Here is a 24,797-nt window from a genome sequence, read left to right as displayed (position 1 = left end):
GCCGCCGATCGTGAGCATGGTGGTGATCGCGTTCATTAGCGCCAGGTTGGCGAACGACATTGGTGTTTTGGGTGCTGGGTAGAGGAAAAGGCTCTTCCCGGTGCTCACTCGAAGGTAATGACGACCTTGTCGGTGGAGACTGGCATCAATCGCATCGATACGCTGGGCTTCCTGGCCGCGATCGAACGAGGCGGAGACGCTTGTGAAGCTGAGCCGGATCGACCTGAACCTCTTGGTGGCGCTGGACGCGCTGCTCGCCGAGCGGAGCGTCACGCTGGCCGCCGGGCGATTGTCGATCGGCCAGCCGTCGATGAGCGCGGCACTCGGCAGGCTGCGCCGGTTGTTCGACGATCCGCTGCTGGTCCGGCAGGGAAACAAGCTCATGCCGACCCCGCTCGCCGATTCCCTGGCCAAACCGGTGCGGGAGTGCCTCGATTCGATCGAGTCGATCATTTCGGTGCGCGGGGCTTTCCAGCCGGACCGGGACGACCGCAGCTTCACGGTCATCGCCAGCGATTACGTGCTGCTCGTCCTCTTGCGACCGCTGTTCGCCGAGCTCGCCGCGGAGGCGCCCGGGGTCCGTATCCATGTGACGCCGGTCGGCCCCGACTACCTCGACCACCTGCGAACCGGCGCGGCGGACCTCGTGATCCTGCCGCGGGAGATAGCCGGCGGGGCCAACGTCCGGTTCCCCCACGCGCCGCTGTACACCGACCGGCACGTGTGCGCGGTGAGCGCCGACCACCCCGATGTCGGCGCGACGATCAGCCTCGAGCAGTTCAGCGCCCTGCCCTACCTCGCCTATCACTCCGGCGACGCATACTCGCTCGTCGAGTCCCAGCTGGACGTGCTGGAAATACCCCGCCGGACCGAGGTGACCACCGAGACCTTCGCGCTCGCGCCCTTCCTGCTGGCCGGCACCCGGTTGATCACTTTCCTCTACGAGCGGCTCGGCAGGCAGGTGGCCGGTCAGGCCGGGATCAAACTGCTGGAGCCACCGGTCGAACTGGCCTCGGTCACCGAGGCCATGTACTGGGATCGGCGCAACACCGAGGACGCGGGACACCGCTGGCTGCGGGACCGTGTCCGCTCGTATGCCCAACTCGTCTGAGTGCGTATCGATCCCATCGATCCGCCCTATCCCGATGAGTCACTTTCCTCAGTCGCGCACGGCCATTAACTTCGCCGTAACGGTTCTCAGTGCTGAGGAGGAGTTCGGATGAAGTGGTGCACCTACCGCTCGGAAGACGGCAAGCCGCACGCGGGCCTGGTGGTGGACGACCGCATTCAGCTGCTCCCCGGTGACCGGCAACTGATCGACCTGCTCGCTGCTCCGGACGGCCTGAGCGAGGCGCGCGAGGAGATCCTGCGCGGTCCGGCCGAGGTCGTCGAGCTCGACACGTCGCGACTGCTCGCGCCGATCCCCACGCCACCGTCCATTCGCGACTTCATGGCGTTCGAGGAGCACGTGGTCAACTCCAGCGCGGCCCTCGGGCAGGTGGTGCACCCGGACTGGTACGAGATCCCGGTCTTCTACTTCACCAACCCGGCCGCGGTGCACGCGCCCGAGCAGGACGTCCGGATTTCGCCAGGTAGCGAGGCGTTCGACTACGAGCTGGAGATCGCCGTGGTGATCGGTGCCGGTGGCTCCGACATCGATCCGGCGAACGCGGCCGACCACATCGCCGGCTACCTGCTCCTGTGCGACTGGAGCGCCCGCGATCTGCAGGCCCGCGAAATGCGCCAGCCTCTCGGCCCGGTCAAGGGCAAGGACTCGGCGACCAGCTTCGGCCCGTTCCTGGTAACCCCGGACGAATTCGCCGACCGCGAAAGCGGCAATGCCTACGACATCGGCATGCGTGCCTATCGGAACGGCGAGCTCTGGAGCAAGGGGAACCTCTCGTCCCTTTACTGGTCGTTCGGCCAGATGCTCGCTTACGCGTCCCGGGGCACGAGGCTGGTGCCGGGCGATGTCATCGGCAGCGGAACTGTCGGCACCGGGTGCATCCTGGAGCTGTCCCGGGTCCACGGCGAGGAGGCCTACCCGTTCCTCAAGGCGGGCGACACCGTGCGCCTGGAGGCCGACGAACTCGGCGCGATCGAGGCCATCATGCTGCCGGCCACCGAGCCGATCCCGCTGGGCAAGGCCTGAGGCACGGGCGATGAGCTCAGGACATCCCGATCACGTGGCGCTGGCGCCGGGCAAAGCCATCGAGGTCAGCGAAGGCATCTTCGCCTACATCCAGCCGGATGGCAGCTGGTTCGTCAACAACACGGCGTTCCTCCTCGGCAGTCAGGGAGTCGTCAGCATCGACGCGTGTTCCACCGAGCAACGCACGCGCGACTATCTCGACGCCATCGCCGCGATCTCCCCGAAACCGGTGCGGACGCTGATCAACACCCATCATCACGGCGACCACACCTTCGGCAACTACCTGTTCCCCACCGCCGCGGTCATCGGCCACGACAACGTCCGTGCCGAGGTCCTCGCTCACGGGATGCCGTTCTCGGCGCCGATCTGGACCGAGACCGACTGGGGAGGCGTCCGGCTCGAGCCACCGTTCATCACCTTCAGCGACGAGATCACCGTGCACTCCGACGACCTCGCCTGTCAGGTGACCTACGCCGGGCAGCCGGCGCACACCACGAACGACTCGTACGTCTGGATCCCCGAACGGAAGGTGCTGATCGCCGGGGACCTGCTGTTCAACGGCGGCACGCCGTTCCTGATGGCGGGCTCGATCGACGGGACGATTTCCGTGCTCGAGGAGCGGATCAAACCGCTCGTCGCGGAGACCATCATTCCCGGCCATGGCGCGGTCTGCGGGCCGGAGGTCGTCGACGAGGTCCTCGGCTACCTGAAGTACGTGCGAAGCATCGCCGCGGAGGCACACGCCGGCGGCCTGACACCCCTGCTGGCGGCTCGCGAATTCGGTGCGGGCCCCTACGCGGAGTTGCTCGACTCGGAGCGGCTGGTCGGCAACCTGCACCGCGCCTACGCCGACCTGGACGGCACCCCGCCCGGCGCCCCCATCGACTACCCCGCCGTACTCGCCGAAATGGTCGCCTACAACGGCGGCAAGCCGCTCACCTGCCTGGCTTGACCGCTGCCAACCTCATGAAGGGTGGTCCCTGATGGGATCAGTGGAGATATCGTCCGGAAAGCCGACCCCGCTCGAACAGTCCGGACACCCGTTGGTTTTCTTGGCCGCCGCGGGTGACGAAGCAGCCGCCCACGGCGAGGAGTTCCGCAGCGAAGTGATGGGGCTCGGCCAGTTCCAGAAGGAAGGGCTCGTCACCGATCTCGCCACCGGGAGGGCCTGGCGCCTCGTCGCGGACGAGGGAAAGTACCTGCGGGGCACCGACATGGGGCCCGCTCCGCTCATGCACTGGGCTGCCGGTCTGCACGGCGACGTGACGATGCGAATCGCGGACCTCGCGCAAGAAGCCGGGATCGACTTCTCCGAGCTCGACGTCAGTTTTGCGCAGGGATTCGCTTCCAAGGGCTCGTTCGCGCGGGGCGAGGCCGTCGCGCTCGTCTTCGACCTGAAGTGGAAGGTCGCCATGCGGACGGGGGCGCCGAAGCCCGCCGTCGAGTCCGTGGTCGAGGAGGCCTTGCGTTCCTCACCCGCGGTCGGCGCGCTGACCGGCGAGCTGGAAGGCGTGTTCGCGCTCTCCGCGAACGGACGCGCGGTACCCGTCCTCGGCGTCCCGCAGTCGCACGCACCGGCCGAAGTCGACCCGTTCCTGCGGTACGCCAACCGCCCGTCGCCGGTCGAAGCTGAGACGCTCACCGAGGAACTCCAGTGGAAGCAACCGGCTTCCGAGGCCGCACAACAGGAACTGGGTGACGACCAGTCGGGCACGATCGCCTTTTACGTCTGCGGATCTGGCCCCTACCGCGTCGATTCCGGGCTGGTCGAGTCCAGGATCGATTTCCCAGGAGCCGGTGCGAGCCGCTGGACGTTGATCAGCGACCGGACCAACCGCCGCGCGCCGAGCCCGTTGGCGTACTTCTCACTGGGGACGGCGTTCTGCTACCACACCCAGCTTTGTCGATATGTCGCCGTCCGACGGCTCCCGGCGGGCTCACCCCGGCTGGTCCAGGGAAGCACGTTCACCGGCGAGCCCTTCGACACCCAGCTCTTCATCAACGGCTCCGTGGACGATGCGCAGGCCAAGTCGTTGCTCACCGCGGCGGCCAACACCTGCTATGCCCACCGCGCGCTGACCGTGCCGGTCGAGTCGGGTCAGACGATCGAAGTGCAAGCCTGAGCACAACCGTTAGGACGGTGGATCCGATGACCGAAGTGACCTCACTCCACCCAAGTTCCCTGAGCAGGGGGACATTGCTGGCCGGCTGCCTCGCGGTCTGCCTCGCGCAGATGGCGATAGCCATGCCCGCGGTCCTCAATGGACTGTTCCAGACGGACCTGCACCCGATCGGCTCCCAGTTGACGTGGATCTCCGACGCGATCCTGCTGCCGGTGACCGTGCTCGAACTGACCTTCGGCGTGCTCGGCGACCTCTTCGGCCGCAAGCGGTTGCTGGTGGGCGGCACCACCCTGATCGCGGTCGGCGAGATCGTGTCGGCGTCGGCCGGCGGCGTCCACGGGCTGTGGCTCGGCCAGGCGATCACGGGACTGGGTGCCGCGGCGGTGTTCCCGACCTCGCTGGCGATGATCGCGGCCGGCACGCACACGGTGCGCGAGCGCGCCCGGGGTATCTCGGTCTGGGCCGCCGCACTGTCCACCGGCGGCTTCGTCGCGCCGGTGGTCGCGGGCATCACCAGTGGCAACGGGTCGTGGCGGACGGCCTTCGTCGTGGCCGTCGTGCTCGCGGCGCTCAGTACCCTGGTTTCCTTGGCACTGGCCAAGAACTCGAGTGCGCCCGAAGGTCGATCGCTCGACTGGGGTGGCCAGGTCACCATCCTCATCGGACTGTTCGCCCTGCTCTACGCTGTCATCCAAGGGCAGAGCGACGGCTGGGGCGCGCCTTCGGTAATCGTCGCGTTCGTGGTGGCAGCGGTCTTCCTGGTGTTGTTCGTGGTCGCGGAGGCCCGCGCCCGAGCGCCGATGCTGCGACTGGACCTGTTCCGCAGCAGGCCGTTCACCGTCGCGTCGATCATCGCCGTCGTCGGCATGTTCAGCTTCCTCGGCACCGCCTACGCGATCAGCATCCGGCTCGGCCCGATCCAGCACCAGACCCCGCTGCGCGCCGCGGCGGCCTTCGTCATGATCAACGGGCTCGCCCTGGTTATGACCCCGTTGACTTCACGGCTGCTGGAGCGGGTGAACCCCCGCTGGCTGCTCGGCGGCGGCCTGCTGCTGATTGCGGCGGGCGACTTCATCGCGGCCGGGCTCGACGTGCGCGACACCGCGCTGACCTCGCTGGTCCTGCCTTTGGTGCTGCTCGGTCTCGGCTTCGCGCTCACGGTCTCCTCGATCACCGCGACCGCGGTGAACACGGTGCCCAACCACTACGCCGGCATGGCGAGCGCGTCGACCAGCCTGCTGCGCGATCTCGGCTTCACCCTCGGGCCGGCGATCATCGGCGCCATCGCGCTGAGTAGTGCCGCTTCGACGTTCACGACCAACCTGGCCACCTCCGCGCTGGCACCCCAAGTGCGGGCCGCGGCGACCGCGGTCGCCCAAGAAGGCGGCCCGCTGGCGATCAACTCGGTGCCACCCGCCAGCCCGCCCGGACAGGCGGCGTCGATCGCGGTGGACGCGCTGGGCAACGGCTACTCGATCGGCTTCCTCGTCTGCGGCATCGCCGCGCTCCTGTGCTCCCTGCTCGCCGTGACGGCGCTGCGCGGTGGCCGCGGGAACACTCAGGTAACCGAAGATTCCCTGGCCGAGGACACGGCCCTCACCCCGCAACATGTCCAGCTGTAGCGCTCAGTACGGGTACTTCGGGGCGGTCGTGCGCAGGGTCAGCCACTGGGTCTCGGTGAACGATTCGGCGTTGGCGCGGTGTCCGCCGATCCGCGAGGACCCCGAGGACCCGATACCGCCGAAGGGCGCGTTGGCGTCGTCGTTGATGGTCTGGTCGTTGATGTGCACCAGCCCGGCGGGGACGCGGTCGGCGATCGACATCGCGGTCGCCAGGTCGTTGCCCAGCACCCCGAGGCTGAGCCCGAACTCGCTGTCCGCGGCCATCGCGGCGGCCTCGTCGACGTCGGAGAACTTCCGGATGCAGGCGACGGGCCCGAACACCTCCTCGCGGTAGGCGGGGGTGTCGGACGTGCAGTCGGCCAGAACCGTCGGCCGGTAGAACAGCCCGTCGTGCGTACCGCCGGACACCAGCCTTGCACCCGCGGCGACGCTGGCGTCGACCAGGCCCTTGACGTGGTCGAGCTGCTTGCGGTCGATGATCGGGCCGAGCGCCACATCCTCGCGGAACCCGTCACCCACGGTCAACGCGTCGGCTTTCTTGCCCAGCAAGGAAACGTAGTCCTCATAGATCGACTCGTGCACCAGATGGCGGCCCACCGCCATGCAGATCTGCCCGGAGTGCACGAAGTTCCCGAACGCCCCGCACGACGCGGCGGCTTCGACGTCGACGTCCCCGAGCACGACCAGCGCGCTGTTCCCGCCGAGCTCGAGATGGGTCCGGGTCAGGGTCTTCGCGGCCTGGGCGCCGATGGCACGCCCGGCCGGGGTGGACCCGGTGAAGGAGACGACCCGCACTTCGGGGGCGTCGATCATCGCGCTGCCGACGTCGATCCCGCCGGGCAGCATCTGCAGGACCCCGGCCGGCAACCCGGCATCGGAGAAGATGCGGGCGAGGACGACTCCGCCGCAGACCGCGGTGCGGGGATCCGGTTTGAGCAGGACGGCGTTGCCCAGCGCGAGCGCGGGCGCGACCGAGCGGATGGACAGGGTCAGCGGGAAGTTGAACGGCGCGATGACCGACACCACGCCGACGGGAACTCGCCGCTCGATGCTGACCCTCGGCGTCTGCGAGTGCAGGAGTTCCCCGTAGGGCGCGGTCGCGAGGGCCGCGGCTTCGGTGCACTCGGCGATCGCGGCCTGGATCTCGATCGCGCCCTTGGCCCTGGTCGAGCCCGACTCCCGCACGATCCAGTCGATGATCTCCTCGGCGTGTTCGCGGAACAAGGCCGCCGCTTCGGTGAGGATCGCGGCGCGGTCGAAGGCCGGTGTCGCGGCCCACGCGCGGTGTGCGCGTTTTGCCTGCTTCGCCGCTTCCTCGACGTCGCTGACGGCCGCTTGACCGACTTCGGCGAGCGCCTCACCGGTAGCTACCTCGATCGCCGTGCGCGACGGGCCCGCGCCTGCCGTCCACGTGCCGGTGAACACCTGGCCCGCCCACTCCGCACCGTCGAGCAGCGCCATCACGCGTTCCTTCCTGTTGGGCACAGTGAACACCATGACGACAGGTTAATGAGGCCGCGTGATCTTGGCAGCCCAAAAGATCACCCACGTGTGCCCGCAGCCTGCCTCGGGCCTGGAGGGTTCGTACCAGGGATCCCCCGATACGAAACGCGTTCGGTTGAGGTGTGCTGACGAGGCTGGGGTTCGGCAGGTCGGGCGTGTCGTGAAGGCCTAGTTGAGTGCGCCTTACGCCGTGAAGGTGGCCTTCACGGCAGGTCACAACGCCACACCCGCCGCATCAGCGGCCACAAACCGCGGGCTTGGACCCACGGATACGACACAAGAGCTACATCTGTAGGGGTCAGGAACGGTTTCCCCCCTCGTAACCGGGATGGACTGCCGGCGCGGTGGGCGAAACAATAACTGAGAACGTGGTCACCACGTCGACTCTCCCGAAAAAGGAAACACTCCATGAAAATCGGTTTCAGCATTCCGCAGTACGCCAGGTTGGCGTCGGACGCAGGGCAAACTGCCCGGTTCGCCCGCGAACTGGAAGCGGCGGGCGCGGACAGCCTGTGGGTCGGTGACCGGCTGTTCGCGGCGGTGGACCCCCGAATCGGCTACGGCGGGATGATGGACACCATCCCGGCGGAGTTCAACTCCGTCCTCGATCCGTTCACCCTGCTCGGGGTTGCCGCCGGGGCCACCGAACGGGTCCAGCTAGGCACGCACGTGCTGGTGGCCACCTGGTATCCGCCGGTTGTGCTCGCGCGGGCGCTGACCACGATCGACGTGGTCAGCAATGGGCGTCTGCTGCCCGGCCTGGGCGTCGGCTGGTCGCCCGAGGAGTACGAAGCCGCCGGACTGGAGTTCCGGCAGCGCGGCAAGCGGCTGGATGAGACCCTCGACGCACTCGAGGCCATCTGGACCACCGATCCGGCCGAGTACCGGGGAACGCTGGTCACGGTGCCTCGGCACCACTCGAACCTGAAACCGATCCAACGACCCCGGCCGCCGATCTACCTCGCGTCCTTTTCCGAGGCCGCACTTCAGCGGGTCGGCCGGCGAGGGGACGGCTGGCTGCCGATCCTGATGCCCGGACAGGTCGACCTCGACGGGCTTCGCGCCCAGCAGACGATCGTGGAGAAGGCCGCCGCCGAAGCCGGGCGCGACCCGAAGGCGATCGACGCGATCGTTCGGGTCAACGTCGCCAGGGGCGATGCCCCGCAGGTCGTCGTCGATGACATCAAGCGAGTCTCCGAGACTCTCGGCTTCACGCACTTCTTCATCGAACAGATGTACACCGACGACACCGTTGACCAGGCCATCGCCTCGGCCACCGGATTCCTCGACCTGATCGGGACGCGCTGACCGCTCAGAAGTACGCGTGCACGACGTCGGCCCCGGGGGCCATGATCCTCGGTTCGTACAGGTCGGAGAACATCCGGGCAACCAGTTCGCCTCTGCTGGTTACGCCCATCTTGGCGAAAACTGCCTTGAGATGATCTCGGACCGTGTGAGCCGACAGGCCGACCTCGGCGGCTATCTCCTGGTTCGACAGGCCGCGGGCTGTCGCCTCGCAGATCTCCTGTTCCCTTGGCGTCAGCCCAAAGGCGTCGGCGAGCAGCGGGGCGATATCCCAGCCCAAGGAGCGGGACACCGACAGGGCGACCGGGCCGGGGCCGGCAGCGTAGCCGACACTGCGGAGAACGGACGCGCTCACGGTGACCCAGTGCCTGTCCTTGGTCCGCAGCCGGACGGTCGAGGGTCCCCGGTCCCGTCCGATATGGACATTCGCCGCGCGGAAGACGGTCGCCCATACCCCGCTCATCGAGGGCGGCCGCCGCTCCATCCACTGTGGACCGCCGATCTCGGTGAACCAGCGGTCGGCCTGCTCGTCGAAGGAGAGCAGGCCGCCGCTGTGGTCGAACAGGGCAGTCCCGATACCTTCTGGCGGCGGGGTGGCTTCCCTGGATCTTTCTTGGGTTGCCAGTCCCCGGAGCGCGCCGGCAATGGCCGACCCTATTCGCGAGACAAGCGCGACGTCTTTTTCGTCGAACCGGTTTCGGCCTCGCTGCCGGTACAGGTCGATGGCACCCCAGCTCTTTCCGCCGATTCGAAACGTGGCACGCAACTCGTCGTCGAAGTTCTGCGGTGCGAGATATTCACGGTAGCGGGGGCTTAGCTCCGGCCGATTGCCGGTGGCCGCATAGAGTGTCCCGACCGGAACGGGTGCTCTTGCCAGGTCTCGAAAGAGGAGGACATCGTCGACCTTGCACTCGCGTTCCCAGTACGACTCGCAGTGGCCTTGCTCGATGTTCTCCACCCGGATGGGACAGTTCGCGAGCAGCGTCGACGGGTCGATGCCGAACCAGCCGGCACCGTCGAACGGGACGAATCGGCGCAGGTTCTCGGACACCCAAGACCAAAGTTCTTCGCCGGTGGGGGAGGAACGCACGTGACTGGCGACTAGGTCTTCCGGATTGCCCGGCATGCTAGCGAGGTTACCTTCCGGTCGCGTGTCAGAACGTGAAGAGATCCGTGGCAGAACATGCCAGAAGCACCGTTGCTGTCAGAGGCCGAACTGGGCGCTCGCGTCGCCGATGGCCTCGTCGAGAATGGACAGACCCAGTGAGAGCTCGTCTTCGGTGGCGGTCAGTGGCGGCGCGATCCGGAAGACACCGCCCATGCCGGGAAGCTGCACGATGTTCATGTGCAGGCCGAGTTCGAGGCAGCGCCGGGTGACCAGTGCGCCGAGTTCGTCCGAACCCGTCTTCGTTTCCTGGTCGACGACAAGCTCCAGGCCGGCCAGCAGGCCGCGGCCGCGGACGTCCCCGACGACCGGGTGCCGCTCGGCGATCGAGTCGAGCCCCCGGCGGAGGAACTTGCCGAGTTCGGTGGCACGTTCGTCGATCCGGTCTCGGGCAAGGACGTCGAGGACCGTGTTGCCGACCGCCGCCACCAGTGGGTCCGCGACATGGGTGGTGAAGAACAGAAACCCGCGGTCGTGGGCCTCCTGTTCGATGTCGGCGCTGGTGAGCACGGCAGCGAGGGGCAGGCCGGCACCGAGCGTCTTGGACAACGTCAGGATGTCGGGGACGACGCCGTCGCGTTCGAACGCGTACCAGTTGCCGGTGCGGCAGAGCCCCGTCTGCGCCTCGTCGAGGATCAGCAGCATTCCTCGCTCACGGCATTTCCCTTGCAGGGCGGCGAGATATCCGACGGGCGGTTCGATGACGCCACCGGAGCTGAGAATGGGCTCGACGATGCAGGCGGCGAGACTGCCCACTGACTGCGCGTCGATCAGGTCGAAGCCGAAGTCCAGCTGGCGCCGCCAGTCCAGCTCGCCGTCGGCGGTGGTGAAGTCCGGCCGGTAGGAATTGGGCGCCGGAATGGCGAAATTGCCCGGAGCCGCCGGACCGTAGCCTTTGCGGCCCGCACTGTAGGTGGCGCTCGCGGCGGCCTGGGTCATCCCGTGCCAAGAGCGGGCGAACGACACGATCTCGTGCCTGCCGGTCACGAGTTTGGCCATCCGGATGGCGGCCTCGTTCGACTCGGCGCCGGTCGTCAGCAGCAGTGCCTTCTCCAGCGGCGCGGGGAGCGTCTCGGAGAGTCGCCGCGCGAGGTCGACGACCGGGCGGCTCAGCATGCCGCTGTACAGGTGATCGAGCGAGCCCACTTGCCGCCGCACGGTGGCGACGATCTCGGGGTGCGAGTGACCGAGGATCGCGCTCATTTGCCCGGAGGTGAAGTCGAGGATCCGGTCGCCGTCCTCGGTGAACAGGAAACTCCCCGCCGCGTGGTCGATGATCTTTCGGGTGAACTCGCCGGAGCCCGCGTAGCGCACGAGATGCCGGTCGGCGTCGGCCCAGAACGTGTCGGTGGGGGACAGCGGCACAGGGGACGGCGGCACAGTGGTCGAGGTAGTCATCTCACCGACGGTAAGCGGCGGTCGGTTGCCCGGTCCAGCTCATAATCCTGGCTTCCCTGTTCGGCAGAACCGTACAACAATTCGGTCGTGACCTTGAATCCGTGGCGCTTGCGGCTGCTGGCCCAGTTGGACAAGCTCGGCACTGTCCGCGCGGTGGCCCAGGCTGTGAACCAGAGCGCGTCGAGTGTGTCCCAGCAACTCGCGGTGCTCGAGACCGAGACGCACACGCGGTTGTTCGAGCGCACCGGACGTCGGATCCGGCTCACCCCGGCCGGGGTGCTGCTGGCCGGGCGGGCGCGGGCGATCCTCGATCACCTGGACGCGGTCGAAGCCGAGTTGCGCAGCTTGGGTGACGAGCCGGTCGGGGTGGTGCGGCTGGGGGCTTTCCAGAGCGCGATCCACTCGCTCGCGGTGCCGGTCGTGACCCGGCTCGCGCGCTCGCATCCGCACCTCGACGTCGAACTGCTGGAGCTGGAGCCGCACGAGAGTATGTCCGTGCTGCGGAGCGGTGACGCCGACATCATCATCACGACCACGGACTTCGTCGAGCAACCCCTGGACCCGGACGTCGACCTCGTCGCACTGGCAACCGACTCGATCGTGCTCGTCTGCCCCGAACATCCTGCGGCGGGCCGGGGCCCGGCCGACCTCGCCGCCTTCGCGGACAAGCCGTGGGCGTTCGACATACCCCAGTCGTACATGGCGAATCTCGCGACCAGGCTGTGCCGGCAGGCCGGGTTCGAACCGCGGGTGGTGTGCCGGTTCAGCAACTACCTGCTGACCCTCCAGCACGTCGAAGCCGGCCTGTCGATCGCCTTGCTGCCCGCCCTCGCCGTGGATCCCCGCTATCGGGTCACCACCCGGGAACTCCTCGCGCCGGTCACGCGCGCCATCACCGCCGCCGTGCGGCGTGGGGCACCGCCCCGCGCCGCGGTCAACGTGGTCCTCGACGCACTACGCCACTACCCGTTCAGTCCAGCGCTCTACACCGTCCACCACAGCTCATAGACGCTGATCCCGTTCCACCTGCAGTCGTGGTCTCCACCGTTGTGCTGTCCGCTGGCGACGAAAGTCGCGAAGGCAACCTCGGGAAATGGACAGGAGTTCGGCGCAACTTTGGTCGATCGGCCAGTAGCGCTATCCGATCGCACCGTGCGTCCGAGCCACTTACGTGTCACCTGTACATCCGGCTGTACACGCTGTGGCTCACGCTCAGCCGGTGCTCGGCTGACCCACGTAGTATTACAACGTTACAACGGGGGAGACCGCGCAACCGCAAGGAGGGGAGCCGATGAGCCTTCGTCAGTACGAGTACGCCCTGGCCGTTGCTGAGCAGGGCTCGGTGACAGCGGCGGCGGAGCTGCTGCACGTCGCTCAACCGTCGGTGTCCCAACAGATTCGCGGCCTGGAGCGGGAACTTGGTGTGAAACTGTTCGCCCGCACGCCGACCGGGCTGGTGCCCACCGTGGTCGGCCGCGCGTTCCTGCGGGAGGCGCAGGTCGCAGTGAGCGCGTCGCGGCGGGCGAGGGCGACGGCGCGGGCCGGTGCAGACGAGTTGGTCGGCGAGCTGGTGGTCGCGGTGCAGATGGGCTTCGGCACGCGGCAGCTGCCGGGTGCGCTGGGCGCACTGCGTAGCCGATTCCCGCGGCTGGAGGTCACCGTCTTCGAGGAGCCGAGCTCCGCCGAGCTGGATCAGCTGTGTCGCCGGGGCGTGCTGGACCTCGCCCTGATGGCGGCGTGCGACCAGAGTCCCGCCGACGCCCACCACCTCGGCGACGAGGAGTTCGTCGTGGTGCTGGGCCCAGGGCACCCGCAGCTCGCCGCGGACCGGGTCGATCTGCGCGAGCTGGAAGGGGAGCCGTGGGTGAGGTTCGACCGCGACAGCGCGCTCGACGGCGTGCTGCTGAACGTGCTGCGGGACAACGATCTGACCCCGACCACGGCCGCCCGCGCGTCCCAGACGGCGACGGCCGTGCGCTGGGCCGCCCAAGGGCTGGGGGTGACGCTTGTCCCGGCCTCGGTGGTGCCGGACGGTCACGAGCACCTCGTTCGCCCGGTGTTCCCGGTCGTGTCCCAGCCCGTCATCGCCGTGGTCCGGCAAGGCCCGGGCCCGGCGGAGACAGCTCTGCTCGAACTCCTGCGTCAAGAGACCTGGAGCGAGCCCGCCTCCTTCTCGCCGGTCTCCTGACGGCCGAGAAGAAAGCGGGCGTCGGCGTCAGCCCCGGGGGAATTCGCCGCCGTCCACGAAGAGGTTGCTCGCGGTCAGCCAACTCGCCCGGTCGGACACCAGGAACAGCACCGCGTTGGCGATGTCGTCGGGCTGACCATCGCGCCCCAGCGGCGGGGTGTCGTTGGCGTTGGTCTGGCCCGGCGTCGCGTCCAGACCGGCCCACTGCTCCCGCGTTGCTTCGCCGCCGGGGGTGGCTGTTCGGCCAGGAGACACGATGTTGACCCGGATTCCGAACGGGGCCTGCTCCAAGGCCAGTCCCTGGCTGTAGTTCTCCAGCGCAGCCTTCGCCGCTGTGTAGTGCAGGAACTGTCCCATCGGGGTGAGGACCGCGGCCGAGGAGATGTGCACGATTGCCCCCGAACGCCGTTCCCGCATCCCCGCTGTCAGCAGCGAGTCCAGCCGCACCGACGCCAGGTAGTTCAGGTCCAGTGCGTTCTGCCATTCCTCATCGGTGATGGCCGAGCTGTCCTTGTACGGCTGCGCCCCACCCGCGTTGTGGATCAGGATGTCCACCCCGCCGAGCGATTCCTGCGCGGCCGCGGCGAGTGCCTCCGCTCCGGCCCGTGTCTGCACGTCGGCCGCCACGAAGGTGGCTCCCTCCGGCACCGTGCTCGTTGCCGACCTGGCGGTGGTGAGCACCTCGGCACCCGCGTCCAGGAGCTGGCGCACGATGGCCGCTCCGATTCCGCGAGAACCACCTGTGACCAGGGCCCGCTTTCCCTTGAGTTCGCGCGTTCCCGATCCGTTTTCGATCGTGGTCATGCCACCGGTCCTTTCGATTACGTGTTCGTCCGCTCGAGGAGAAGAATGATTTATGTGCGTAGAGCGCGAATCTTTCGGAGAAATCGCGGTGCGCACCTCGTCGAGCTATTTCACCGTACGTCCGGAAAGTCGCCAATGGCAAAGACGAAATGTCAGCAGGTGCTATAGAGAATTCCTATAAGCCGCGAGGACCTCGCTCAGCGAGCCGGCCATGCGTATCCGGCCCCCGTCCATCCAGATGGCAGTGGTGCACAGCTCCCGCAGGCGGGAACGTCGGTGGGAGCGATCTCGCCGGTTCTCCGGCAAGGGCCAGTTGCTCGACGCCGTGAAGGACCAGTTGTTCGGACAACTGGAGGCCAGCGTCAGCGAAGCGCTTCGCTCGCCGGCGCTCGGACTCGTGAGTGTTCGGGACAAGACGTTCTGCGTAGGCCAACCGAGGTACCGAGCGCGTTACTTGATCACAAACCTTGACAGGGCGAGGGAAAAGCACATACATAGTCAAAGTGTCTTCAGGCGCGATCCGCGTCCGTTCTCTGCTCGAGTTCGTGAGTACCCACTCGACGGGAGTTGATCAACGGTGGTCAAATTTGGCCGGGTCACTGCACTGCTGGCGGCCGCCACGCTCATGGCGGGCCTGACGGCGGGCACGGGGGCGGCGAGCACGCCCGCGCCGCGGCTCGCGAAGACCGGGCCGATTTCCGTGGCCTACATCGAGGTGAACAACGACAGCATGGTCAACGTGGGCAAGTACACGCTGGCCCAAGGCGGCGGCAACGTCTTTGACATCGGTGTCATCTTCGCCGCCAACATCAACTACGACACCGCCAAGAAGGCGGCATACCTGAGCTTCAACCCGAACGTGCAGGGCGTGCTAGACAACGTGAGTACCCAGGTCCGCCCGCTACAGGCCAAAGGCATCAAGGTCATGTTGTCGGTGCTGGGCAATCACCAGGGCGCCGGGTTCGCCAACTTCCCGTCCAAGTCGGCGGCCGAGGCCTTCGCGAAGCAACTGTCCGACGCCGTGACCAAGTACGGGCTCGACGGTATCGACTTCGACGACGAATACGCCGACTACGGCAACAACGCCACCGGCCAGCCCAACTCCAGTTCGTTCGTCTACCTCGTGTCAGCACTGCGGGCGGCGATGCCGACCAAACTCATCTCGCTGTACAACATCGGCCCGGCGGCATCGAGGTTGTCCTACGGAGGCGTCGACATCACGTCGAAGTTCAACTACGCCTGGAACCCTTACTACGGCACCTGGGGCGTGCCGAGTATCGCGCTCCCGAAGTCCGGGCTGTCGCCGGCGGCAGTGCAGATCGGCGCGACGTCCACCAGCACCACCGCCAGCCTCGCCCAGCGAACCGTGAGTGAGGGCTACGGCGTGTTCCTGACGTACAACCTCGGCGCTGCCGACTCGCACACCTACATCTCCAGCTTCACCAAAGCGCTGTACGGCAAGGACGCCGTGTACATACCCTAAAGACTCGTGAGTGTTGCGGCCGGTTCTAACCAGGTTCTAACCGCTTAGAACGCGCTGGAACACTCGCGAGTCCTGCGCGGCGGAGACGACCCAGATGCGTGTTCAGCCTGGTGGCGCTTGCTGGATCGGATTCGGGCTTCATCGCCGAGAATCGTGTCACCGAAGGGCGAAGATCGCCAGTACACGACCGGCGTCGACCACCTTCACCGAATTGCGAGCGGGTTATTCGCTTTCAAGGACATTGCGGTCTTGCGGCGATTCGATTGTCCGTGGTGGTGAGGCGTCGGCGGTGAGCTGAGCAAGATGAATCATCGTGCGGTCCAATTGCTCGGCGAGGCGGGGGATTGTGCTGGGCGGAAAGTAGGTGTCGGCGCCGGCGTCGAGTAGCCGGCGGACGGGGCCCTGGTAGCTGACACCGAGTTCTCGATCCTCGATTTCCGCGATGACTATCCGGGCCTTCGGGAACCTCGATCGCAAGTGCCCGATCAACTGCGGGCTGGTCGGCGGCATCAGCAGCACGTCGACGCTCTCGGGGGCCGAGTTCATGTCCAGTACTACGTAGTCGGGGCCGAGCTGCGCGGACAACGACGCCCGAGCCGATGCCGACAGCTCCATTGCGGTGGCCACCACGGTCACGTTCCCGGCGGCGCCACGGCCGCCGCCGGCGGGATCGCCGATTCCGGTCTCAACCGTGCTGGATATCGACGCGATCGACTGACCGTCCCGGGTTATCAGCAGATTCTGACCGGGGCCGAGAGAATCGATGAGTGCCACCAGGTTTTCGGGAAGGTGGGTGGCGTCGATCGACCTCGCGGCCTGCTCGCCCACCATCAGAACCTAGGCAGCTTCGTCATGGTTCACGATTTTCCCACACTGGCCGAATCACCGACTTGCAGGATACCTACGTCGCTCGGCGACCGCGGTGAGCACGTGCCGGGCCAGGACGACGTCCGCGTCAGGTGCGCCGGCCGCCGACGCGTGGGCCGACATCGCCGCGATCCGCTCGGGATCGGTGAGCACCGGGATCAGGGTGGTCTCGATCCAGGTCGGGTCGAGGTCGGCGTTGTCGACGAGCAGTGCCCCGCCGGCCGCGACGACCGGCTCGGCGTTCAGCCGCTGCTCACCGCCGCGCAGTGGCAGCGGGACGTACGCGGCCGGCAGGCCGACAGCGGCCAGTTCGGCGCACGTCATCGCCCCCGAGCGGCAGATCCCGAAGTCGGCCGCGGCGTAGGCGTACTGCATCTCGTCGACGTAGGGGAGGACGACGTAGGGCGGATCCGCGGGGTCGCCCTCCGGCACCTCGACCACGTGCTGCGGCCCGGTGATGTGCAGGACCTGCACACCGGCTGCCCGGAGCGCCGCGGCCGCGCCGGACACCGCGGCGTTGATCGTCAGGGCGCCCTGCGAACCGCCGGTGACCATCAGCACCGGCCCGTCGGGTCGCAGGCCGAACCGCTGCCGGGCGGCGTCGCGCAGCGCGGGCCGGTCGAGCCCGGTGATCGCCGGACGCAGCGGGATCCCGATGGCGGTCGCGTGAGCCAGTCGGACACTCGGCGCGGGGGTGAACACGTGCGTCGTCATCCGGGCTGCCAGCCGGTTGGCCACTCCGGGCCGGGCGTTCGCCTCGTGGACGACGATCGGCAGGCCCCGCCGGCGGGCGGCGAGATACGCCGTCATGGCTACGTAGCCGCCGAAGCCCACCACGACCTCGGCCCGCACGCGGTCGAGTATCGCCTCGGCCGCCCGCACCGAGTCGCGCAGCCTACCCGGCGTTTGCAGCAGTGCCCGGTTCAGTAGGCGCGGCAGCGACACCGGCGGGATGAGCTCGAGCGGGTAGCCGCGGGCCGGGATGAGCGTCGTGTCCAGGCCTCGGAGGGTGCCGAGCGCGGTGATCTCGGCCGTGGGCTCCAGCCGACGCAGCGCGTCGGCGAAGTTCATCGTGGGCTCGATGTGCCCGGCCGAATGGCCGCCGGCGACGACGACGCGCGGTGTTGTCACGCCTGCGCTGCAACTGGCTCGTGCCGAGCACCGAAGACACCGGACAAAATGGATTTCTGCGGCGACATTCTCTTCCTTACGTGTATCACGCTAGGTGATGGGAAAATCAAAATAGGTGTCCGGATGAGGTTCATTTTTCAGCGTGTAGTGCCACCACTCGAAGTCGTACCGGGCAAAACCGGAGGCCTCCATGACGGAACAGAGGTACTGGCGGTTTCTCGCTTCGGCCGGCGTGACCTCCGCTGCTCCATGATGTGAGAGTGAATCCATCAGATCATGGTCGCCGCCCATGGCGGCAAGTTCGCCGGTAGCCAGGTGATAGAGCGTCAAGTCGACGGTGCTGCCCCGGCTGTGGCCCGACTTGGTGGCCACATACCCGTTTTCGAACATCTCGGCTCGGTCGATATTCGGATAGTGGCGTAGCTTGGTCCGGCCATCCTCCGGCTGTTGTGACCAGCGCAGAAAACAGTCCACGCCGCGTTGTGGGCGATAACCATCCCAGAGAAACAAGCCAAAGCCAAGGGATTCGGCCATTCCTTGCGCTCTTTCCAGGGCGGCGCACAAAGCCTTCGTGCCGACGATTCGATTTGCCAGGTAGCCGTCCACCGGTTTGCCGACAAAGTTGTCCCAGGTGGCGTACTTGGCATCCCAGCGTATTCCGGCGACGAACTCGTCCACGAAGACGAAGTCACCTTTCATCGTATTTTTCCGGTCAAGCCCAACGATACCAGCCGGTCGATCACTTCGGCGAGCGGCAATCCGGCGGCCGCCATCATCCTCGGATAGCGGCTGTAAGAGGTCATACCAGGCAAAGTGTTGACCTCGTTGAGGACTACTGTTCCGTCTGGCTTCAAGAACATGTCCACCCGTGCCAGTCCACTGCACCCCAGTGCGCGATAGATGACCTTTGCTGTCTCCTGAACGAGCGAGCGTGACTCGGCTGAAATGTCCGCGGGAACGACTGGTGTCGAGTTTTCGGAACCGCTTTCAGGCGCACTCTCCTGGTGGATTCTGAAAAATCCACTGGACAGGGCAATGCGATCCACCTCGCCGGCGATCAGCTCCAGATCGTTCCCCAGGATGGCGCAGCCGACCTCGCTGCCGACGACAGCCTCCTCGATCAGCACCTTCGAGTCGTAGCGCCTCGCGGTTTCCACTGCGCCCGGCAGTTCTTCCTTCTGGGATACCTTGCTGACGCCGAAAGACGACCCCGAACGGGCCGGTTTGACAAAGACGGGGTAGGTGAGGCTGTCGGGATCAATATTCTCTTTCGCCGTGACGGTCCAGAAGTTCGGCGTAGCGATTCCCGCGCTTTTGATGACGGTGTAAGCAAGGGATTTGTCCATGCACAGAGCGGAACTTTGGATGTCGCAGCCTATGTAGGGGATGCCGGAGAGTTCCAGCAAACCTTGCATCGCACCATCCTCGCCGAGTTTGCCGTGCAGAACGGGAAACACGAGGTCCAGGCTGATCGTTTCGCATTTTCCCTGCTGCAGAACAAGAAGTCCGTGTGCGTCTCTGTCCGGCGACAGCACGGCCGGACGACAGTTGCCCTTTTCCCAATTTTCACCAGGGCCGTCGCAGAGCTTCCAAGCGCCGCTCTTCGTGATCCCGATATAGAACGGCTCATACTTTTCGGTATCGAGGTTTTTTGCGACCTCTTGCGCAGATTTGACGGAGATGGGATGCTCTTCGGAGCAACCCCCGAAAATGATTCCGACCTTCAACCTATCCATGGTGATTTCTGCTTTCAAAGGTGAGGCAGTTGATGATGGAGTTTTCGACAGTGTCGCTCAGCGCATGGTCCGTGTAGTAGGCGATGTGTGGACTGATCAGCACATTCGGCAGTTCTTGCAGCCGCAGCAACTGCTTGCTTTCGATGGGTTTCTCCCTGCGGTCGACGTAGAATATGCCTTCCTCGCCTTCGAGAACATCCAGCGCCGCACCGCCCAGCCTACCGCTTTCCAGCGCTGGAATAAGAGCCTCAGTGTCAAGGAGCGGACCGCGCCCGGTGTTGATAATAAACGCGCCATGCTTCATCTTCTCGATACGGTGACGATCCAGTAGATGGTGCGTGTCCGCGTTCAGTGGTGTATGGAGCGTTACAATGTCGCTCCGCTGCAATAAATCATCGAGAGGAACGTAGTCGGCAGCGGCCAAGGGGTGATTATCGTAGGCCAATACTCGGCAGTCAAAACCTCGCAGCCTGTCCATGACCGCGGCGCCGATGCGTCCTGTTCCGACGACCCCGATGGTCAGGTCGCGTAGTTCTTTCCCGCGTGTATCACTCAGTCTGTAGTCATGAACGTCCGCGCGGCGGATGATGGATTTTGCGTTTCGGACCGCCATCAGTATCAGCATCAGCGTGTAGTCGGCCACGCTGTCGGGCGAATAGGCGACATTTTCAACGCAGATGCCTGCACTCTCGGCGTATTTTACGTCGAGATGGTTGTAGCCGATGCTTCGTGTCGAGATATACCTTACGCCGACCCGGCTCAGTGCAAGAAGGGTGGAGTCGGTGAGACGAGTTTTATGGCCCACGCTGATGCATCGATTTCCCCATGCCAGTTCAGTGGTGGCTTCAGTTGCCGCTGCCTCGGTGATAGTGGGCACAACACCGAAGCGAGGTGCCATCTCTCGAAACAACACGGCCTCGTCCGGACCGCAGCCATAGATGGTGATGCCCAGCGCCGGCACGGGCGCGGAGGACGAGGACGACAGCGACCGCGTGCGGCGGGCCGCTGTTCGTGCTGGTTCGCGGTAGGTCATGCCTCCAGTCAAGACACCGCGGTGTTGTCGGCGCGTATCCGGTTTTCGATATGCCGACGATATGCTACCGACGGGTAACATACGAGAGTCTCGGTCACCGCCGCATCCTGGGATCGTGTGTGGGGTCGGCATACATGGGCGGGCAACCGTGGTCGATGGCTTCGGGGCGCAGTTCGTAGTGCCAGGGCTCGTTACGGTAGATCTGGCACAGCCCATACGCGGCGCCGTGCTCGGACAGCCAGGCCCTGGCGTCGGCCGGCCCGATGTCGACCGCGTGCCCGGACACGTGGGCAGACGTGTCCGCGGTGGTCACCCATCGAGCGGCTTCCTTTTCCGACCCGTACTTCGTAACCGCCTCATGGCGTAGTCGTTCCTGGTATTGCGGGGAGCGCCAGCCGCCGTTGACGAAGAACTCGACCCCGTAGTCGGCGGCATCAGTCGCAGCCTGGCGCAGGGCACCGAGCAGCTCGGGGTCAAGGTTGGCCACGGCCGGAATTTCGTCATCGAAGACCGTCGCGCCATCAGGGACGGCGCCGGCCGGCTCGCCGAGGGCGCGCCGGGCGGCCGAGGAGGACGAGGACGCCGGCGACTGGCGTGCTGCTGTTCGTGCTGGTTCGCGGTATGTCATGCTGCCAGCCAAGACAACGTGGTGTTGCCGACACGTATTTGGTTTTCGATATGCCGGCGATATGCTCCGGCACGTAGCATCGCGAGTGTGCGTGTGTTGATCGTCGAGGACGAACCCTTTTTGGCTGAAGCTATCCGCGATGGCCTACGGCTGGAAGCAATCGCCGCCGACATCGCCGGTGACGGTGATACCGCGCTGGAACTGCTGCGCATCAACGCCTATGACATCGCCGTTCTCGACCGCGATATCCCCGGCCCCTCCGGCGACGAGATCGCCAAGCACATTGTCGCCTCCGGCAGCGGCGTGCCGATTCTCATGCTCACCGCCGCCGACCGGCTCGACGACAAGGTCACCGGGTTCGGGCTCGGCGCCGACGACTACCTCACGAAGCCTTTCGAGCTCAGGGAGCTCGTGCTCCGTCTCAGGGCACTCGACCGCAGGCGCGCCCACAACAGGCCGCCCGTGCGAGAGATCGCAGGCCTGCGGCTGGATCCGTTCCGCCGCGAGGTCTACCGTGACGGCCGCTACGTCGCGCTCACCCGCAAACAGTTCGCCGTGCTCGAAGTCCTCGTCGCTGCCGAAGGCGGTGTCATCAGCGCCGAAGAACTCCTGGAACGGGCGTGGGATGAGAACGCCGATCCGTTCACCAACGCCGTGCGGATCACCGTCTCGGCGCTGCGCAAACGCCTCGGCGAACCCTGGATCATCGCCACCGTGGCGGGCGTCGGCTACCGCATCGACACCGCACCCGGCACCGGACGTGGGGGAGAGGACCGTGGATAGGGCGCCCGGTCTGAGCGTTCGCCTCAAACTCACCCTCACCTATGCCGGGTTGGTCATGCTTGCGGGTGCCTTGCTGCTCGCCGTGGTGTGGGTGTTCCTGCTGCGTTACGTGCCCGCGGTGATCGACATCTCGTCGTCCGGTCCGCCCGGCACACCCGGTCCGATGTTCATCCCAGACCGCTCCGACCTGCTGCGCGCCTTCGCCCCGAAGGTGGCCGCAGCGCTGTTGTTTCTGCTGCTGTTCGGCCTACTGGGAGGATGGATCCTCGCCGGCCGCATGCTCGCGCCCCTGATTCGCATCACCAGTGCCACCCGCCAGGCCGCGGACGGATCGCTCTCCCACCGGATCGAGTTGGAAGGCAGGAGAGATGAATTCCGCGAACTCGCCGACGCCTTCGACGCCATGCTCGCACGGCTCGAAGCACACGTCACTGAACAGCAGAGATTCGCCGCCAACGCCTCCCACGAACTGCGCACCCCGCTGGCGATCACACAGACACTTCTCGACGTGGCTCGCAACGATCGCACCCGCGACACTGCCGAACTTGTCGACCGCCTCTACTTCGTCAACACCCGAGCGATCGACCTCACCGAAGCATTGCTCCTGCTCAGCCGCGCCAACCAGCGGTCCTTTGGCCGAGAACACGTCGACCTTTCCCTCATCGCGGAAGAGGCCACCGAAACGCTTCTCCCGCTCGCAGAAAAACGTGGCCTCATCATCGAGATCGCCGGCGAGATGACCCCCACCATCGGCTCACGCGCGCTCCTCCTGCAGATGACGACGAACCTGGTGCACAACGCGATCGTCCACAACCTGCCTGAACAGGGCACGGTGTGGGTCACGACCAGCGTTCAACCCAAAGCTGTATTGCTCGCTGTCGAGAACACCGGCAAGAACCTTTCCCCAGAAGTGGTTTCCACGCTTGTCGAGCCGTTTCAGCGCGGCAGCCAACGCATACGCACCGACCACGCAGCAGGTGTCGGCCTCGGCCTGGCCATCGTCAAAAGCATCACCCAGGCACACGAGGGAACCCTCACCCTCACCCCCCGCGCCGACGGCGGGCTCCGCGTCACGGTGCAATTACCCGCCGCACCACCGCACACTGGCAGGTAACGTTCGTAAAAGCGGGGGAGCAAACAGGGTGAGCAAGGCCTATGCAATTATCTTCTTGTCGACACTCTTCGGAATCGGCACCCTCTGTGCTGGATGTTCCGCCCCAACCGTTCCGGAGCAGGGTAATCACGCACGATCGATACCGGACGGAGTGGTCGGCAAAGACCTTCTGCTCGCCGCGGTCGCCAAGTGGGCTGCGGTGAATTCCGCTACCGTGCACGCCCAATCGACGGTGACTACGTCCCCGGATGGTGCTGGCACTGCCTTTCGTGTCGATGTCGCCGTACGGGGAACCGACGGCAGTTCGGGAGAGGTTGAAATCAACCTGACGCGACCGACGATAACGCAGTCCAAAGGTGACTGCGGCGATCCCTCTGCTCATCAGTGCAAGGTCGAGCGCATCGAGAATTATACGGTGCAGTCGACAGCGGGAAGTTCACGCGACGCGGACAATCGCCAGTTCTCGATCGAAGTCGACGACTCCGGTAATAATCTCCTGGCGCTGACGTTTGATTTCGGCGGTACGGGCCGCCCCGTTTCGTCAGCGGCGCCCGAGTCGCCCATTGTGAGTCGCGATCAAGCAGTCGCCCTGTCCGTGGCCTGCGTCAACAGTCTCAGCTAACCCGCTCGTCGGTCCACCCTCCCGGGCCAGGGCAGGACGACTTTACTAAGGCTGGTTTATAAAGTAGCCTTAGCATATGAGCGACGAGCTGACCCCCGCTACGCTCGCCACCGCCCTGCTGGCGAGCGTCGGCGCGCTGCTGAGGCGAGCGCGTCAAACGCGCGTCGAGGGTGAGCTCACGATGCCTGAGCGGGCGGCTCTGTCGCTGCTGGATCGCGCGGGCCCGACGACGTCGGCAGCACTGGCCCGTCAGGAGCAGATCACCGCGCAGGCGATGGGGGCGACGCTCGGCGGACTTCAGGCCCGCGGTCTGATCGAGCGGAGCCCGGACCCGCAGGACGGCAGGCGTGTGGTCCTGGCGCTGACCGACGCGGGCCGGCAAGCGTTGAAGGACAAGCGCAGCGCCCGCACGGAACTGCTCGCACTGGCGCTGGCGGACGGCTTCACGCCGGGGGAGCTGGAGCAGCTCGCGGCGGCCGCGCCGCTGCTTGACCGACTCGCCCAAAGAATCTGATCCCCACTGAACCAGAAAGAAACCATGGCGCTGACCTTGCTCGGCCGACTCCTGAAAAATCGCAAATCAGGTGAGACCCACGCGGCGTGGAATCAGCCGAACCTGCACGGCCCCGAACTGCTGAACCTGAGCAGCCGGGATTTCGACGAAGGCGGCACGATCCCGCCGGACCACTGCGGCAAGAACATCGGCGGCCAGAACCTGTCGCCCCACCTGGCGTGGAATCCGCCGCCTCCCGCCACTGCTCAGCTCCTCCTGGTCGTCGAGGACACCGATGTTCCCTTGGCCAAGCCCGCCATCCACTGTCTTGCCCTGATCGACCCGGCGGTCCGCGACCTCGCCCCGGGCGCCCTCGCCGCAGGGCAACCTGCCGAAGGCGTAAGGGTTCTGCGCTCCACTATCGGACGCGGATACCACGGCCCCGCACCCATCAAGGGCCATGGGCCGCACCACTACACCTTCCAACTCTTCGCCCTCGCCGCCCCCGTCAGTACAACCACAGGCGGAACCGCACCGGAACGCGAACGGCCGCGCGTCCTCCTGTCCTCCATCACCACCCCCGTCCTGGCCCGGGGCCGGCTCATCGGCACCGTGGAACGCTGACCCAGACAGACGACACTGGAGCC

General features: G+C 66.2%; 24 protein-coding genes and 1 pseudogene. 14 read left to right on the top strand and 11 right to left on the bottom strand.

The annotated features are described in order from the left end of the window. Positions 1–202 precede the first annotated feature (202 nt). From JWQ81_RS06870 to JWQ81_RS06850, 5 genes are all read left to right on the top strand, one after another. Positions 203–1,111, top strand: coding sequence for a LysR family transcriptional regulator (locus tag JWQ81_RS06870; RefSeq protein ID WP_297538718.1), 909 nt, complete (start codon positions 203–205; stop codon positions 1,109–1,111). Between the two features lie 108 nt (positions 1,112–1,219). Then, positions 1,220–2,152 (top strand): fumarylacetoacetate hydrolase family protein, encoded by a 933-nt coding sequence (locus tag JWQ81_RS06865; RefSeq protein WP_297538717.1) that lies wholly within the window; start codon positions 1,220–1,222, stop codon positions 2,150–2,152. Between the two features lie 10 nt (positions 2,153–2,162). Next, on the top strand, positions 2,163–3,104 hold the full coding sequence (locus JWQ81_RS06860) for an MBL fold metallo-hydrolase (RefSeq protein ID WP_297538715.1): 942 nt from the start codon (positions 2,163–2,165) through the stop codon (positions 3,102–3,104). A 31-nt stretch (positions 3,105–3,135) separates the two neighbouring features. After that, on the top strand, positions 3,136–4,275 hold the full coding sequence (locus tag JWQ81_RS06855) for a hypothetical protein (protein ID WP_297538713.1): 1,140 nt from the start codon (positions 3,136–3,138) through the stop codon (positions 4,273–4,275). Positions 4,276–4,301: 26 nt separating this feature from the next. Continuing rightward, positions 4,302–5,897 carry an MFS transporter gene (locus JWQ81_RS06850; RefSeq protein WP_297538711.1) on the top strand — a complete coding sequence of 532 codons (1,596 nt, stop codon included), beginning with the start codon at positions 4,302–4,304 and terminating at the stop codon, positions 5,895–5,897. A 3-nt stretch (positions 5,898–5,900) separates the two neighbouring features. Here the strand turns inward: JWQ81_RS06850 and JWQ81_RS06845 are convergent, their stop codons facing one another. Continuing rightward, positions 5,901–7,358 carry an aldehyde dehydrogenase family protein gene (locus JWQ81_RS06845; RefSeq protein WP_297538766.1) on the bottom strand — a complete coding sequence of 486 codons (1,458 nt, stop codon included), beginning with the start codon at positions 7,356–7,358 and terminating at the stop codon, positions 5,901–5,903. A gap of 450 nt (positions 7,359–7,808) precedes the next feature. Between JWQ81_RS06845 and JWQ81_RS06840 the strand changes: the two genes are divergently transcribed. Further along, positions 7,809–8,708 (top strand): TIGR03619 family F420-dependent LLM class oxidoreductase, encoded by a 900-nt coding sequence (locus JWQ81_RS06840; RefSeq protein ID WP_297538709.1) that lies wholly within the window; start codon positions 7,809–7,811, stop codon positions 8,706–8,708. 4 nt (positions 8,709–8,712) lie between these two features. Here JWQ81_RS06840 and JWQ81_RS06835 read toward each other — a convergent pair whose 3' ends face one another. Together JWQ81_RS06835 and JWQ81_RS06830 are read right to left on the bottom strand one after the other, a co-directional pair. Further along, complete coding sequence (locus JWQ81_RS06835) at positions 8,713–9,831, bottom strand: helix-turn-helix transcriptional regulator (protein ID WP_297538707.1); 1,119 nt, start codon at positions 9,829–9,831, stop codon at positions 8,713–8,715. 78 nt (positions 9,832–9,909) lie between these two features. Next, positions 9,910–11,268 carry an aspartate aminotransferase family protein gene (locus tag JWQ81_RS06830; protein ID WP_297538705.1) on the bottom strand — a complete coding sequence of 453 codons (1,359 nt, stop codon included), beginning with the start codon at positions 11,266–11,268 and terminating at the stop codon, positions 9,910–9,912. Between the two features lie 87 nt (positions 11,269–11,355). On the opposite strand from JWQ81_RS06830, the gene JWQ81_RS06825 reads away from it, so the two are divergent. Together JWQ81_RS06825 and JWQ81_RS06820 are read left to right on the top strand one after the other, a co-directional pair. Then, complete coding sequence (locus JWQ81_RS06825; protein ID WP_297538703.1) at positions 11,356–12,276, top strand: LysR family transcriptional regulator; 921 nt, start codon at positions 11,356–11,358, stop codon at positions 12,274–12,276. 283 nt (positions 12,277–12,559) lie between these two features. Continuing rightward, positions 12,560–13,456 (top strand): LysR family transcriptional regulator, encoded by an 897-nt coding sequence (locus JWQ81_RS06820; protein ID WP_297538702.1) that lies wholly within the window; start codon positions 12,560–12,562, stop codon positions 13,454–13,456. Between the two features lie 27 nt (positions 13,457–13,483). On the opposite strand, the gene JWQ81_RS06815 is transcribed toward JWQ81_RS06820, so the two are convergent. Next, positions 13,484–14,260: an oxidoreductase gene (locus JWQ81_RS06815; protein WP_297538700.1), complete on the bottom strand. Its 777-nt coding sequence runs from the start codon at positions 14,258–14,260 to the stop codon at positions 13,484–13,486. 162 nt (positions 14,261–14,422) lie between these two features. Further along, positions 14,423–14,524: pseudogene (locus JWQ81_RS06810) on the bottom strand (ABC transporter ATP-binding protein); the annotation flags it as partial. 313 nt (positions 14,525–14,837) lie between these two features. On the opposite strand from JWQ81_RS06810, the gene JWQ81_RS06805 reads away from it, so the two are divergent. Beyond that, positions 14,838–15,743 carry an endo-beta-N-acetylglucosaminidase H gene (locus JWQ81_RS06805; protein ID WP_297538698.1) on the top strand — a complete coding sequence of 302 codons (906 nt, stop codon included), beginning with the start codon at positions 14,838–14,840 and terminating at the stop codon, positions 15,741–15,743. Positions 15,744–15,965: 222 nt separating this feature from the next. Here the strand turns inward: JWQ81_RS06805 and JWQ81_RS06800 are convergent, their stop codons facing one another. From JWQ81_RS06800 to JWQ81_RS06775, 6 genes are all read right to left on the bottom strand, one after another. Then, positions 15,966–16,574: a hypothetical protein gene (locus JWQ81_RS06800; protein WP_297538696.1), complete on the bottom strand. Its 609-nt coding sequence runs from the start codon at positions 16,572–16,574 to the stop codon at positions 15,966–15,968. A 51-nt stretch (positions 16,575–16,625) separates the two neighbouring features. Then, complete coding sequence (locus JWQ81_RS06795; protein ID WP_297538694.1) at positions 16,626–17,741, bottom strand: UDP-N-acetylglucosamine--N-acetylmuramyl-(pentapeptide) pyrophosphoryl-undecaprenol N-acetylglucosamine transferase; 1,116 nt, start codon at positions 17,739–17,741, stop codon at positions 16,626–16,628. A 90-nt stretch (positions 17,742–17,831) separates the two neighbouring features. After that, positions 17,832–18,440, bottom strand: a complete 609-nt coding sequence (gene vanX / locus JWQ81_RS06790) for a D-Ala-D-Ala dipeptidase VanX (protein WP_297538692.1) — start codon at positions 18,438–18,440, stop codon at positions 17,832–17,834. Beyond that, a complete protein-coding gene (gene vanA-Sc / locus JWQ81_RS06785; protein WP_297538690.1) occupies positions 18,437–19,477 on the bottom strand; it encodes a D-alanine--(R)-lactate ligase VanA-Sc in 1,041 nt (346 codons plus the stop codon). The genes vanX and vanA-Sc overlap by 4 nt, the downstream gene beginning before the upstream one ends. Then, the gene (locus JWQ81_RS06780) at positions 19,470–20,375 is read right to left on the bottom strand and encodes an NAD(P)-dependent oxidoreductase (protein WP_297538764.1); all 906 of its coding nucleotides are present in this window, start codon (positions 20,373–20,375) and stop codon (positions 19,470–19,472) included. Before JWQ81_RS06780 ends, vanA-Sc begins: the two co-directional genes overlap by 8 nt. 229 nt (positions 20,376–20,604) lie before the next feature. Beyond that, positions 20,605–21,138 carry a M15 family metallopeptidase gene (locus tag JWQ81_RS06775; protein WP_297538688.1) on the bottom strand — a complete coding sequence of 178 codons (534 nt, stop codon included), beginning with the start codon at positions 21,136–21,138 and terminating at the stop codon, positions 20,605–20,607. A gap of 87 nt (positions 21,139–21,225) precedes the next feature. On the opposite strand from JWQ81_RS06775, the gene JWQ81_RS06770 reads away from it, so the two are divergent. The 5 genes from JWQ81_RS06770 to JWQ81_RS06750 all read left to right on the top strand — a co-directional run bounded on the left by JWQ81_RS06770 (position 21,226) and on the right by JWQ81_RS06750 (position 24,774). After that, the gene (locus JWQ81_RS06770; protein WP_297538686.1) at positions 21,226–21,921 is read left to right on the top strand and encodes a response regulator transcription factor; all 696 of its coding nucleotides are present in this window, start codon (positions 21,226–21,228) and stop codon (positions 21,919–21,921) included. Next, the gene (locus JWQ81_RS06765; RefSeq protein WP_297538762.1) at positions 21,914–23,035 is read left to right on the top strand and encodes a HAMP domain-containing sensor histidine kinase; all 1,122 of its coding nucleotides are present in this window, start codon (positions 21,914–21,916) and stop codon (positions 23,033–23,035) included. Before JWQ81_RS06770 ends, JWQ81_RS06765 begins: the two co-directional genes overlap by 8 nt. A gap of 28 nt (positions 23,036–23,063) precedes the next feature. Next, positions 23,064–23,657: a hypothetical protein gene (locus JWQ81_RS06760; protein ID WP_297538684.1), complete on the top strand. Its 594-nt coding sequence runs from the start codon at positions 23,064–23,066 to the stop codon at positions 23,655–23,657. A 76-nt stretch (positions 23,658–23,733) separates the two neighbouring features. After that, entirely contained in the window at positions 23,734–24,171 is a 438-nt protein-coding gene (locus JWQ81_RS06755) for a MarR family transcriptional regulator (protein ID WP_297538682.1), read from the top strand. A gap of 24 nt (positions 24,172–24,195) precedes the next feature. Beyond that, positions 24,196–24,774 carry a YbhB/YbcL family Raf kinase inhibitor-like protein gene (locus JWQ81_RS06750; RefSeq protein WP_297538680.1) on the top strand — a complete coding sequence of 193 codons (579 nt, stop codon included), beginning with the start codon at positions 24,196–24,198 and terminating at the stop codon, positions 24,772–24,774. The last annotated feature ends 23 nt before the right edge of the window (positions 24,775–24,797 follow it).

Origin of the sequence: Amycolatopsis sp. (assembly GCF_025464955.1) — a bacterium.
In the GTDB taxonomy this organism is placed as follows: domain Bacteria; phylum Actinomycetota; class Actinomycetes; order Mycobacteriales; family Pseudonocardiaceae; genus Amycolatopsis.
Note: the sequence above shows the minus strand (reverse complement) of the source record. Positions and strands in the feature narration are given on the sequence as shown.